The sequence below is a fragment of the Azospirillum sp. B21 genome, from assembly GCF_008364825.1.
Taxonomy (GTDB): Bacteria; Pseudomonadota; Alphaproteobacteria; order Azospirillales; family Azospirillaceae; genus Azospirillum.
Genome location: NZ_VTTO01000016.1, coordinates 75866 through 88179 on the forward strand (window position 1 = coordinate 75866; position 12314 = coordinate 88179).

Annotated in this window: 15 protein-coding genes; 3 read left to right on the forward strand and 12 right to left on the reverse strand. The window is 67.3% G+C overall.

What is annotated here, in order from left to right; translation table 11 throughout:
• Nucleotides 1-112: 112 nt before the first annotated feature.
• The 5 genes from paaD to FZ983_RS26820 all read right to left on the reverse strand — a co-directional run bounded on the left by paaD (nucleotide 113) and on the right by FZ983_RS26820 (nucleotide 3914).
• Complete coding sequence (paaD, locus tag FZ983_RS26800) at nucleotides 113-634, reverse strand: 1,2-phenylacetyl-CoA epoxidase subunit PaaD (protein ID WP_149227124.1); 522 nt, start codon at nucleotides 632-634, stop codon at nucleotides 113-115.
• A 7-nt stretch (nucleotides 635-641) separates the two neighbouring features.
• On the reverse strand, nucleotides 642-1406 hold the full coding sequence (gene paaC, locus FZ983_RS26805; protein WP_149227126.1) for a 1,2-phenylacetyl-CoA epoxidase subunit PaaC: 765 nt from the start codon (nucleotides 1404-1406) through the stop codon (nucleotides 642-644).
• On the reverse strand, nucleotides 1406-1693 hold the full coding sequence (gene paaB, locus FZ983_RS26810; RefSeq protein WP_149227128.1) for a 1,2-phenylacetyl-CoA epoxidase subunit PaaB: 288 nt from the start codon (nucleotides 1691-1693) through the stop codon (nucleotides 1406-1408). Before paaB ends, paaC begins: the two co-directional genes overlap by 1 nt.
• A 26-nt stretch (nucleotides 1694-1719) precedes the next feature.
• The gene (gene paaA / locus FZ983_RS26815) at nucleotides 1720-2733 is read right to left on the reverse strand and encodes a 1,2-phenylacetyl-CoA epoxidase subunit PaaA (RefSeq protein WP_149227130.1); all 1014 of its coding nucleotides are present in this window, start codon (nucleotides 2731-2733) and stop codon (nucleotides 1720-1722) included.
• Nucleotides 2734-3209: 476 nt separating this feature from the next.
• Nucleotides 3210-3914, reverse strand: a complete 705-nt coding sequence (locus tag FZ983_RS26820) for a Crp/Fnr family transcriptional regulator (protein ID WP_211102997.1) — start codon at nucleotides 3912-3914, stop codon at nucleotides 3210-3212.
• Nucleotides 3915-4286: 372 nt separating this feature from the next.
• Between FZ983_RS26820 and FZ983_RS26825 the strand changes: the two genes are divergently transcribed.
• Entirely contained in the window at nucleotides 4287-4532 is a 246-nt protein-coding gene (locus FZ983_RS26825) for a hypothetical protein (RefSeq protein WP_149227134.1), read from the forward strand.
• A gap of 34 nt (nucleotides 4533-4566) precedes the next feature.
• On the opposite strand, the gene FZ983_RS26830 is transcribed toward FZ983_RS26825, so the two are convergent.
• The 7 genes from FZ983_RS26830 to rimO all read right to left on the reverse strand — a co-directional run bounded on the left by FZ983_RS26830 (nucleotide 4567) and on the right by rimO (nucleotide 11302).
• Complete coding sequence (locus tag FZ983_RS26830; RefSeq protein WP_247883994.1) at nucleotides 4567-6945, reverse strand: ATP-binding protein; 2379 nt, start codon at nucleotides 6943-6945, stop codon at nucleotides 4567-4569.
• Nucleotides 6946-6953: 8 nt separating this feature from the next.
• Entirely contained in the window at nucleotides 6954-8051 is a 1098-nt protein-coding gene (locus tag FZ983_RS26835; RefSeq protein ID WP_149227138.1) for an ABC transporter substrate-binding protein, read from the reverse strand.
• A 350-nt stretch (nucleotides 8052-8401) separates the two neighbouring features.
• A complete protein-coding gene (locus FZ983_RS26840; protein ID WP_149227140.1) occupies nucleotides 8402-8827 on the reverse strand; it encodes an OsmC family protein in 426 nt (141 codons plus the stop codon).
• A 163-nt stretch (nucleotides 8828-8990) separates the two neighbouring features.
• Nucleotides 8991-9242 (reverse strand): hypothetical protein, encoded by a 252-nt coding sequence (locus tag FZ983_RS26845; protein ID WP_014189516.1) that lies wholly within the window; start codon nucleotides 9240-9242, stop codon nucleotides 8991-8993.
• A 131-nt stretch (nucleotides 9243-9373) separates the two neighbouring features.
• Entirely contained in the window at nucleotides 9374-9541 is a 168-nt protein-coding gene (locus FZ983_RS34325) for a hypothetical protein (RefSeq protein ID WP_188092527.1), read from the reverse strand.
• A 54-nt stretch (nucleotides 9542-9595) separates the two neighbouring features.
• Entirely contained in the window at nucleotides 9596-9943 is a 348-nt protein-coding gene (locus FZ983_RS26850; protein ID WP_149227142.1) for an HNH endonuclease, read from the reverse strand.
• Nucleotides 9944-9982: 39 nt separating this feature from the next.
• Entirely contained in the window at nucleotides 9983-11302 is a 1320-nt protein-coding gene (rimO, locus tag FZ983_RS26855) for a 30S ribosomal protein S12 methylthiotransferase RimO (RefSeq protein WP_149227236.1), read from the reverse strand.
• Between the two features lie 114 nt (nucleotides 11303-11416).
• Here rimO and FZ983_RS34330 point away from each other — a divergent pair, with 114 nt between their 5' ends.
• A complete protein-coding gene (locus FZ983_RS34330; protein ID WP_188092528.1) occupies nucleotides 11417-11605 on the forward strand; it encodes a hypothetical protein in 189 nt (62 codons plus the stop codon).
• Nucleotides 11606-11810: 205 nt separating this feature from the next.
• Nucleotides 11811-12263, forward strand: coding sequence for a MarR family winged helix-turn-helix transcriptional regulator (locus FZ983_RS26865; RefSeq protein WP_149227146.1), 453 nt, complete (start codon nucleotides 11811-11813; stop codon nucleotides 12261-12263).
• Nucleotides 12264-12314 lie beyond the last annotated feature (51 nt).

Here is a 12314-nt window from a genome sequence, read left to right on the forward strand (position 1 = left end):
GCTTTGTGCGAGAGCTGGGCGGGGGAGGGGGTTAAGTGCAAGGGCGGCGGAGTTCCCTCCCCTGCGAAGCGGGGGAGGGTTAGGGTGGGGGCATCGCGGCCGGCGCTTCCACTCAATGGCATTTGAACACGTCGAACGGTTCGAGGCAGGCGTTGCAGGCGTGCAGCGCCTTGCAGGCGGTGGAGCCGAAGCGGCTGATCTGGCGGGTGTCCGTAGAGCCGCAGCGCGGGCAGGCGATCACCTCGTCCGGTGCGGTCAGCGACCGCTTGCCGGAGTGCGGCGGCGGGACGATGCCGACCTCGGCGAGCTTTTCCCGGCCGGTGTCGCTGATCCAGTCGGTCGTCCAGGGCGGGGCGATCACCACCGAGACGCGGGCGTCGAGCCCGGCACGGGCCAGCGCGGTTTCCGCTTCCAGAACGATGACGCCGGTCGCCGGGCAGCCGGAATAGGTCGGCGTCAACGCCACCGCCAGCCGCCCGTCCGCATCCGCCGACACGGCGCGGACGATGCCGAGATCGACGATGCTCAGCACCGGGATCTCCGGATCCATCACCCCGGCCAGCGCGTCCCAGGCGGCCTTCACGACCGCATCGGCGCCCGGTTCCGGTCCCCAGCAGCCCGCTGCATCCGGCATCTCGGCCTCACCACGTCGCGTCGGGGTAGGCGCGCGGCAGGAACTGCATCTCGGCCAGCAGATAGCCCAGATGCTCGCTGTGCTCGCCACGGCGGCCGCCCTTCTGCATCCAGCCGTCGGCCGGGCGGTCGAGGGTGGCGTCCTCCAGCACCGCTTCGACGCGGGCGGTCCAGGCGGCCTTCAGGTCGGCCGGGTCGGGGACGATGCCGGCGGCGACCAGCGCCTGTTCGGCCTCGTCGCGCTCGAACATCTCGCCGGTGTAGGGCCAGAGCCGGCCGAGCGCGTCGGCGACCTTGGCGTGGCTGACATCGGTGCCGTCGCCCAGCCGCACCAGCCAGTCGCCGCTGTGCCGGACATGGTAGCGCACCTCCTTCACCGCCTTGGCGGCGATGCCGGCGAGCGTGGTGTCGGTCGAGGCGCAGAGCCGCTCATACAGCTCCACCGCCCAGGCATCGTGCAGGAACTGGCGGACGATGGTGTGGCCGAAGTCGCGGTTCGGCTGCTCGACCAGCAGGTGGTTGCGGTAGTCGAAGACGTCGCGCCGGTAGGCGAGGCGGTCTTCGTCGCGGCCCTTGCCCTCCAACTCGCCGGCATAGGTCAGCAGCATGCGGGCATGGCCGACGAGGTCGAGCGCGACGTTGGTCAGCGCGATGTCCTCTTCCAGCTCCGGCGCATGGCCGCACCATTCCGACAGCCGGTGGCCCAGCACCAGCGAGGTGTCGCCCAGCCGCAGCGTGTAGCCGAACAGGGCCTCTTTGAGATCCGTGCTCATCAGATGTTCTTCACGTCTGCTGGGATGTCGTAGAAGGTCGGGTGGCGGTAGACCTTGTCATCGGCCGGATCAAACAGGCTGGCCTTCTCCGACGGGTCCGACGCCACGATGCTGGAGGCCGGAACCGCCCAGATGCTGACGCCCTCGCCGCGGCGGGTGTAGACGTCGCGGGCATTGTCCAGCGCCATGCGGGCGTCGGCGGCGTGCAGGCTGCCGACATGCTTGTGCGACAACCCGTTCTTCGGCCGGATGAAGATCTCGAACAGCGGCCAGTCTTTACGGTCCATCGTTTCGTCCCCTCGGAATTCTTTGGTCAGCCGGCCTTCTTCAGGGCGCGCTGCTTGCGTTTGGCGGCGTGGGCGGTGGCGGCCTCGCGCACCCAGGCGCCGTCGTCCCACGCCTTGCGGCGGGCCTCGATGCGCTCGCGGTTGCAGGGGCCGTTGCCCTTCAGGATCTCGTTGAACTCGGTCCAGTCGATGGCGCCGAATTCGTAATGGCCGGTCTCGGCGTTGAAGCGCAGTTCCGGATCCGGGATGGTCAGCCCCAGGAATTCCGCCTGCGGCACGGTGGCGTCGACGAAGCGCTGGCGCAGCTCGTCGTTGGAGAAGCGCTTGATCTTCCAGGCCATGTTCTGGGCGGAGTGGGCGGACTGGTCGTCCGACGGGCCGAACATCATCAGCGACGGCCACCACCAGCGGTTCAGAGCGTCCTGCGCCATCCGCTTCTGCTCCGGCGTGCCCTGTGCCAGCGCCAGCATCAGCTCGTAACCCTGGCGCTGGTGGAAGCTCTCCTCCCGGCAGATGCGGACCATGGCGCGGGCATACGGCCCGTAGGAGCAGCGGCAAAGCGGCACCTGATTCATGATCGCCGCACCGTCGACCAGCCAGCCGATGGCGCCGATGTCGGCCCAGGTCGGGGTCGGGTAGTTGAAAATGCTGGAATATTTGGCCTTGCCCGACAGCAGCTGGCCGACCAGCTCGTCGCGCGACACGCCCAGAGTTTCAGCGGCGCTGTAGAGGTAGAGGCCGTGACCGCCCTCGTCCTGCACCTTGGCCAGCAGGGCCACCTTGCGGCGCAGGGTCGGCGCGCGGGTGATCCAATTCCCTTCCGGCAACATGCCGACGATTTCCGAATGGGCGTGCTGCGAGATCTGGCGGACCAGCGTGCGGCGGTAGCCCTCCGGCATCCAGTCACGCGGTTCGATCTTCTCTTCGGCGTCGACGCGCTCCTGGAAGCGGCCCTGGAGAGCGGCGTCCTGTTCCGTCACCAGCCGGGGAGACGGTTGAGCGCCCTGCTCGGTCTTGGCATCCAAACCTTGCGTGTACATCGGCATCCCCGAGATGGATTGCGCGTCCAGCGAACAATTTCTCAGGGAAAAATATGATACAGATCAACGACTGTAAAGCGGAATTATGTGTCGCTTTCCGGGTGGGGTGGTGGGAGTGGGTAAAAGCGTTTTTTGTCAGATATTTAAGTTGGTGATCGGAGGTGCGGCCTAGGCGGCACACTGCTGGGAAATGGCGCGCAGAGGCTCACGCCGATACACGGACGGTATGGTTTGTCGGACTTTGTGCGATGCAGGAAAGGCAGGCTGAAGGGGGAGATGCGCTGCCTCAGGTATAACTGACTATGGCTCTGGAATATCCCCTCTCCCCCTCGGGGAGAGGGTTAGGGTGAGGGGGACGCATTGCGTGAATTTCCAAGAATCCTCGCCACGCATGCCCCCACCCTAACCCTCCCCCGCTTGGCGGGGGAGGGGACTGGTGCCGGTTGGGGGCGAAGGTCTTGGAAGGGGAGGCAGTCTTACGCCTTCGGGCGGTCTTCGCCGTCAGGGCGGGCGCCGTTGTGGTGGTGGGCGCCGGAGAAGGCGCGTTCCAGGCGGCGGGGCGCGCGGATCAGGTGGAGGTACAGTTCGTCGAACTGGCCGACGGAGGCGAGCTGGCGTACGTCGTTGACGGTGATGCGCTGGCCGTTCAACTCGATCAGGCCGCTGTCGCGCAGGCGGCGGAGGGTGCGGTTGATGTGGACGATGCTCAGCCCCAGCGCGTCGGCCAGGATCTCCTGCGTCACCGGCAGCACGAAATGCCCGTCGGCCGCCATGTTGACGATGCTGAGCCGGCGCAGAAGCTCCACGATCAGGTGGGCGGTGCGCTCCAGTGCGGTGCGCCGGCCCAGGCTGAGCAGGCGTTCGGCGACGATGGCCTCCTCCCGCGCGCCGGACCAGGCGAGGGCGGCGGCAAGACGCGGAAAAGAGCGGAAAAGCTCGCCGATCCGCTCTGGCGGAAAGCTCGCCACCTCCACCGCGGTCAGGGTGGTGACGCTGTGGTCCGCGGATTCGAACAGAGTGCAATACATGCCGATGAGATCGCCGGGCAGGACGAAGTTGACCACTTGGCGCCGTCCATCCGGCAAGGCTTTGTGACGGATTGCCCAGCCGTCGCGCATGATGCGGACATCCCGGTATCTTTCGCCCTGCTGGAGAAGATCCGTCCGGGGCGGCTCGCGCACGATCGTCCTTTCCAAATCGGAAAGGTACGATTTCTCCTCATCCGACAGAACGAGGTAGCTGCTTAATTTGAGCCACAATGGAGTGTGCTCGATGGCGCGGCTCGCCGGGGCGCGAGTCATGATCGTCTCTTTGCCTTCTTTGTCCTAATATTGGCGCCTTGATGAACGGATGCGAAGTTCAACCGGTTCCGCGTCGTATCGAACGTTTAAGGCTTTCGTCAAATAGGGCTACAACATAGGTTAATCGGCCCGATATTTTCTTCAAACGTGGTGTGACGCGCCACAGACCCCGCTGTTGTTCCTATGCCTTTTGCGATGTCGGATGGGCAGCACCGGCGCCGGGGCGATGCATGGAACAAGCAGACGGGGGGCATGATGACGGCGGAGGAAGAGGCGGCAGGCATGGCCGCTCTCTCGATTTGTGAATCGCTGGTGATCGCAATGGTTGAAAAGGGTCTATTGACGCCCGAGGAGGCGCGGGGCGCGCTGGAAGACGCAGCGGCAGCCCATCTGCGGCAGGAAATACGAGACCCGGCACACCGCCAGGAGATGGCGGTGCGCGCCATAGAGCGGCTCGCCCTCCAGGTTGATGCTGCCGGGCAATCCCAGGGCGGATAGCGTACCGACAGCGGGAAGCGGCCGGCTGGCGCGCTCAGCCCTGCAGGATGGCTGAGTCGCGGCGGCCGGCGCCCTCAGGTGTGGGCCCGCGGGCGTCGTCGCGGTCGGGCCCGGCCAGAAGTGCGTCGCTCAGCAACTGCGCCACCTCCTTGGCGGCGATGGGTTTGTGCAGGATGCGATAGCCGCTGGCCTCGGCGTCGGCGATGCGTTCGGGCGCGGTGTCGCCGGTCAGCACGACGCTGAGCGGCGATGCGTGCCCCTGCTCCTTCAGTGCGGTCTCAACCGCGTGGATCGCCTGCAGCCCGGTGGCGCCCGCCTCCAACCGGTAGTCGGCGATCACCAGGTCGGGCGGGCGCGGTTGCTCCCGCAGCAGGCGGAGCGAATGGCCGGCGCTGTCCGCCGCGATCGCCCGCCAGCCGAGATCCTCGATCAGCAGGGTCAGTCCCTCGCGCACCAGCGGGTCGTCGTCGATCACAAGCGCGATGCCGCGCCCCGGTTGCGGGGCATGCTCCGCTGCCTCGGCCGCAGGTGAGATGGCCGGCGCGGACAGGGCCGGCATCGGGATTTCCAGCGTGAAGCAGGAGCCGCGGTTGGGCCGGGAGGCGACATGCACCCGGTATCCCAGCAGCCGTGCCAGCCGGTCGACGATGGCGAGCCCCAGCCCAAGCCCCTTGCCGCGGTCGCGGGTGGGATTGGAGATCTGGTAGAACTCGTGGAAGATCCGCTCCAGATGCTCCGGCGGAATGCCGATGCCGGTGTCGAAGATCTGGATGCGCAAGGTCCCGGAGCCATGGCGGCAGCCCAGCAGGATGCGGCCATGGTCGGTATAGCGCAGTGCGTTCTCCACCAGATTGCGGATGATCCGCTCCAGCAGGGCCGGGTCGGCGTTCAGAGTCACGTCGGTGGGAACGCTGCGGAAGGCAATGCCCTTCTCCGCGGCGCGGAGCCGGTATTCCCCCTCCAGCCGCGCGAAGATGGCGCCGAGAGACACCGTCTGCACATTGGGGGAGACGGTGCCGGCATCCAGCTTCGAGATGTCCAGGATGGCGTCGAGCAGCCGGCACAGCGCGTCCATCGACGCCTCGATGCTGCCGACCAGCGAAGCTGCGGGATGGTCGCCCAGCCTCAGCGCCAATGCCGAGGTCAGCAGGACCAGCGACTGCACCGGCTGGCGCAGATCGTGGCTGGCGGCAGCCAGGAAATGGGTCTTGGCGGCGTTGGCGCGCTCCGCCACCATCAGCGCCATCACCGCCTCCTGGCGCGAACGCTCCGCCTCGTTGCGGGCGCTTTCGGCCTCGGCGCGCGCCTGTTCGGCCCGTTCGGCCAGCGTGCGCTGGATGGTGATCTCCTCCGCCGCGCGCATCTCGCGCTCGCGCTGGATCGCCGCGATATGGTCCAGCATGGCGTTGAAGCCGCGGGCCAGCGCCGACACCTCGTCGTTGCCGCGCACCCTGGCGCGCTGGCCGGTGAATCCGTCGGTGGCGATGGAGCCGGCCAGCCGTTCCAGTTCGCGCAGGGAGCGGGTCATGTGGCTGCCGACGGCGCGGCTGCCGATATAGATCGCCAGCAGGGCGGCGACGGCGACCAGACCGTAGGCCGGCAGCATCCAGGACAGCAGAGCGGTGGTCGGCGTGCCCGGCGCCTCCAGCCGAAGCTGCAGCCCGAGCGTCGAGAGCCTGTTCGGCACGGTGAGCGGAACGGTCACCGCAATCATGTCCGAAGCCAGCGGCCGCGGTTCCTCCCCCGTGTGCAGCAGTTCCGCTTCCGGATGCAGCACCAGGGAGTCGAGTGGAACCTTGTAGAGCAGCGCCCCTTCCGGCGAACTGGTGCGGGAATAGATCAGCATCTCCGCCGCCAGCAGGTAATGGGTGTCGGCCTGGTGGATCACGGTGGCGGCCGGCCTTCCGGCGGCGATGGCCGCACGCAGCCAAGCCATGTCGGCGGCGGTGATGGACAGCGTGCCCGACCGGCGCCCGTTGTCGGCGATCCGCTCCCCTTCGAAATCGGTGAAGAGGATCGCCAGGGGCACGCTGGCGATGTGATCGAAGCTGCCCAGGAAGGGGACCAGATAGGTTTCCTTGCCCGCGGAATCGACCAGAGCCGTGGCGAGCACGCTGTTGTCGGCCAACTCGCGCACGGTGGTGGCCAGCGTGTTCAGCAGCCCTTCGGTCTGACGGGCGGCGAGGCTGGCGTTCGCTTCCACATTGGCGAGATGCTGGCGTGCCAGATGGCGGCTCGACACCACGTAGAGGCTGGCGCCGATCAGGATGGCGATCAGCACGCCCAGCATCAGCGACACCAGCGCGAAGCGGCGGGCCAGCCGGCCGGAGGTCAGCATCCGCTGCGCCGCGCTTGGAATGGCGCTCGGGGGGATGCCGCCATTCGGGGGGCGGTAGGGATCGGGTCCGGTCATCGGCGCGCTCATTCCACCGGGACCAGCACGCCGTCGGGGCGGAAACGCGCCATCAGCAGGTCTTGCGGTCCCAACGCCTCGTGCCGGCCGGGGGTGAAGGGGCGGTCGAAATCGCGGATCACCCCGCGATAGGGGCCGACCTGCTCCAGCGCGTCGCGCACGGCGGCCCGGTCGGTGGTGCCGGCGCGGTCGATCGCCAGCGCCAGGATGCGGGTCAGGTCGTAGGCGTGCAGGAAGCCGACCGGCGACACGATGTCCTCCGGCCGGTGGATGCCGAACAGGCGCCCGGCGGTCTCCAGGACCGGAGCCAGACGTTCGGGCGGGATGCGGAAGGGGCTGACCGTCTGGATCACGGTGAAATCGACCTCCTGCAGGGCCGGCCCGGCCTGACCGACGAAATCGCCGCCGGTGACGCCCCAATGGCTGAGGATCGGCAGGCGGCGGGCGGGCGGCAGGGCCGCCACCTCGCGCACCAGAACGGCGGCCTCGTCGTCGTTGGCGACCAGCAGGATGGCCTGGGCGCCGGCGGCCTCCAGCTCCTCGTATTTTTCGATCAGCGTGCGGTCGCGCCAGTTGTACCAGGCGGTGCCGACCACGCTCGGGCTGTCACGCCCGGCGAGATGACGGTTGGCCGCCTCCAGGTTGGAGCGCCCCCAGGCGGTGTTGGTCAGCAGCAGCCCGACGCGGGTCAGCCCGCGGTCGGCGGCGCGCGTCAGCAGGAAGGGCATGGCCAGCCCGTCGCGCAAGGACAGGCGGAAGATGTAATTTGGCTTCATCCCGTTGTCGACGATGCCGTCCGCCGTCGACCAGGGCGCCAGGAACAGGGTGCGGGTCTGCTGCAGGACCGGCAGCTCCTCGATCACCACCGGGCTGAACCGGCCGCCGAACACCGCGATCAGGTCGGGGATGGTGGCGAGTTCCCGGATGTTCTTGATGCCGCGGGCGGAGATCGACCGGTGTTCGCGTGTGATCAGCGTCAGCGGCCGACCACCCAGCACACCGCCCTGGCGGTTGATGTCGTCGATGGCGGTCAGGATGCCGCGTTCAATGGCTTCGGCCGAGGTGCTGTTGGCCAGCCCGAATTCGCCGTCCAGCGCCAGGATCACCGGGTCGGGCCCGGTCGCCGGCCTGCCGGCATCGGTCGCAGCCGCCGGTGCAGCCCACGCGAGCGCAAGCAGAAGAAGTGCTGGCTTAAGAAGGCGAGTGGCTGCGGCAAACATTGTCCGTCGTTCGATTGATACGGCGGACGGAAGACGGGAGCTTCCGCGCGCGGAACGCGGCACTATGGGTGGGCGGAAGCTGTCGGGTCAATCTGCCCTTCGGCCGAGCAGCGGCGCGGACGACCCCTTGCCTTCCGGCAGGTTCATGCCGGCCAAGTCGATTTATTATCTCTGTCGGCACGCCGAGGGGCGAATGCGCCGCCCGTCGACCGGGCGGCACACGGATCGCAGCGGCGTCAGACCAGCTTGGCGGTCAGGCTGATCTCGGTGCCGGCGAGCGCCTTCGACACCGGGCAGTTGGCCTTGGCACCGGCCGCCTGCTCCTGGAAGGTGGCCTCGTCGATGCCGGGGATCTCCGCCTCGCACTCCAGTTCGATACGGCTGATGGCAAAGCCGGCGCCGGCCTTTTCCAGATGGACCTTGGCGGTGGTGTGGACGCGGGTCGGGGTGTGGCCGGCTTGGGCGAGCCCGGCCGACAACGCCATGGAGAAGCAGCCGGCATGGGCTGCCGCGATCAGCTCCTCCGGATTGGTGCCCTGGCCGTTTTCAAAGCGGGACGGGAAGGAATAAGCGCCTTCGAAGGCCCCGCTGCCCAGCCGCATCTTGCCACTGCCCGATTTCAGGTCGCCGCGCCATTCGGCGTCCGATTGCCGCATCGCCATGTCGGTGTCTCCCCTCTGAGGTCATGGTGCTTCCGGCCCGCTTATCGGAACCGGTCGAGCCTGACCTAGGGCTGTGGGACGTTGCGGCCAGCCGCATAACACCATCGCGCGATTTGGCACGCCGAACCGGCGCAGGGGTAAGGCGCAGGGGAACGTCCGGCGGTCAGGCTTCCTGGACGGTTTCGATCTCCGACAGGTCGGACAGGCGGCGGGCCAGCCGTTCGGTGCAGCGGACTTCGAGGATGCCGAAGCCGGCATTGGGCGCGATGGCGTGCAGGTCGCCGGCCATGCCGTTCTCGCTGGCCAGCCGGCGCACGCGCTCCACCATGGCATCCCGTTCCGGCCGGCCGGGGCGCAGGCCGGGCAGCGGCCGGGTGAAATGGAGCTTGTAGCGTTTGAAGATCGAAGGGGCCATCGGGTCACGGGTGCGGGGTGGGGGCGGTCGCCTGGGGCAGGAAGTCCGTGGGCGCCGTCCCCCTGATCTCGCACAGGTCTCGCACAGGCCGGGCATGGGATGCCAGCCCGAAAAGGCCCTGTTCCCGTTGCCTACTTCTTAGGCTCGACATTCTCCGCGCCGGCGCGGGTGCCGCCGAAACGGTCGGCGCCCTTGGCGTCGGGGGCATCCGGCTTCTTGTGATTGCCGGTGTTCTGCTCGCCCTCGGTGTGGCGGATGGTCTGTTCGGTGTGGGGCTGCTTGTTCTGCGAACCGGTCATCGGGGGGAGTCTCCCATTATATAAGGTATCCTCCCATCAACCGGATCGGGCGCCTTACCGTTCCCGCGCGATCGCCTGAGCCACCGCCATCCACCGCTCCTCCTCGTCGGCGCCCTCATCCCCGTCGCGCAGCGCGCGCAAGGGGGGCCAGACGCCGAGCCGGCTGGAGCGGCGCAGGGAGAAGAAGCGGTCGAGTTCCTCGTCGGTCGGCAGACGGTCGTCCTTGCGCTGGTTGCAGCGGCGATGCGCCAGCACGACGTTGGCCGGATCGTCGATCCCGCCATAGGCCTGGGGGATCAGGTGGTCGAAGGTCGCCTTCGCCCCCACCGGCCCGTCGCAGAAGAAGCAGCGCCCGCCCTGCTGGACGTCCATCAGTTCGGCATCGTCCGGCGTGACGGGCATGGCGCTCTCCATCAGCGTGTCACTGGCGGTCCGGTTGGATTACAGGTCGCGCTCGACGCTGCCCCACAGGTCGTATTCGTCGGCATGCTCGATGGTGACGTCGACCATGTCGCCGGGCTTCAGGCCGGTTTCGCCGTTCAGGAAGACGTTGCCGTCGATTTCCGGCGCGTCGGCGTAGGAGCGGCCGATGGCCCCATCCTCGTCGACCTCGTCGATCAGCACGCCCAGCGTCCAGCCCACCTTCTGCTGGAGACGTTCGGCGCTGATCGCCTTCTGCGTCTCCATGAAGCGCTCCCAGCGCTCCTGCTTGACCTCTTCCGGGACGGCGCCGGGCAGGTCGTTGGCGGTCGCACCCTCCACCGGCTCGTACTTGAAGCAGCCGACGCGGTCGAGTTGAGCCTCCTTCAGCCAGTCCAGCATGAACTGGAAGTCCTCCTCCGTCTCGCCGGGGAAGCCGGTGATGAAGGTGGAGCGCAGGACCAGATGCGGGCACTCGTCGCGCCACTTGCGGATGCGGTCGAGCTGCTTTTCCTGGGCGGCCGGGCGGCGCATCGCCTTCAGCACGGTGGGCGAGGCATGCTGGAACGGGATGTCGAGATAGGGGAGGATCTTGCCCTCCGCCATCAGCGGGATGACCTCGTCCACATGCGGGTAGGGATAGACGTAGTGCAGGCGGACCCACAGGTCGAAGTTCGCCAACTCGTTGCACAGGTCGAAGAAGCGGGTGCGGACCTCGCGGTCGTACCATTTCTCCGTCTTGTACTTCACGTCGACGCCGTAGGCGCTGGTGTCCTGGGAGATGACCAGCAGTTCCTTGACGCCGGCCACCGCCAGCTTTTCCGCTTCGCGCAGGACCGAATGGATCGGCCGGCTGACCAGATCGCCGCGCAAGGACGGGATGATGCAGAAGCTGCAGCGGTTGTTGCAGCCCTCGGAAATCTTCAGGTAGGCGTAGTGGCGCGGGGTCAGCCGCAGCCCTTCCGGCGGCACCAGGTCGGTGAAGGGGTTGTGCGTCGGCGGCACCGCCTCGTGCACCGCGGTGACCACCTGTTCATACTGGTGGGGACCGGTGACGGCCAGCACGTCGGGGTGGATCTGCCGGATCAGGTCCGATTCCACGCCCATGCAGCCGGTGACGATGACCCGCCCGTTTTCCTTGATCGCCTCGCCGATGGCGTCCAGCGATTCCTTCTTGGCGCTGTCGAGGAAACCGCAGGTGTTGACCAGCACGACGTCGGCGCCGTCGTAGCTGGGGGAGATCTCGTACCCCTCCGCGCGCAGGCGCGTCAGGATGCGCTCTGAATCGACGAGCGCCTTCGGGCAGCCGAGGCTGACGATGCCGACCTTCGGGGCGCCCATGGTCTGAGCGGCGGCCGGCGATGCGGACTTCGGAACGGGGGATGTGGTCATCGCGCGCGTATACCGCCGAATCGAAGATTACGCCAGTGAAACATGGCGAAGAAGCGAATCGGCATGGCCGATATGCCGATTTTGCCTGTGTTCCACAAGGGTTTCCTGCAATCGAGCCTTAGCCGGATCGCCGTGGACGATGCGACAATTCGCAACAAACAGGCAAAGTGTTCACGGTTCCGTTTTCAGTTCCGTCGCGCTACAGTATGTGACGATCTCATGATCGATGTGGCTGCCGCCTTTCAGCGATAGCTGCCTGCCTCTTTGTACGCCCATCGTATAGCCACTAAACTTTATAGAGTGGAGAAAAATGGACTTTGCAAAAGTGCGCGGCGTTGCTGCGGGCCGGATGTCGGTGCGGAAAAACGGCGCGCTGGATCTCGCTCCGATCGGTTCTCCCATCGGGGCGGGTTCGATCGGTGCCGGGGCCATTGGAGCCGGACCCATTGGAGCCGGAATGGACATCGCCCACTCGGATCACACCGGCGGCGCGTCGCCGCAGGCCATTGCCGACGTGATGCTGCAGATCGCCCACATCGCGGACAGCCTGGGCTATACCCACGGGCTGAAGCCGTCGCAGTGGACGGCGCTGCGCTATTTCGCCGGCGCCAACAACAGCCAGCGCACCGTGTCGGCCTTCGCCGATTTCCACGCCACCACGCGCGGTGCCGCCTCGCAGATGGTGGAAGTGCTGGTGGGCAAGGAGCTGCTGGTCCGCGTTCCGGTTCCGGAGGATCGCCGCGTCACCCAGCTGCATCCGACGCCCAAGGCGCTGGAGTTGCTGCGCCACGATCCGCTCAACGACTTCGCGGGCGTCATCGACACCCTGCCGCCCGAGGACCAGTACCGTCTGGCCGAGACGTTGACCAGCCTGCTGCGCGGCCTGCTGGAAAAGCGCCAGTCTGTGTGATCCATCCGGTCTGATCGGTTCGGGGCGGCCAGCCACCCGGCCGCACCCATT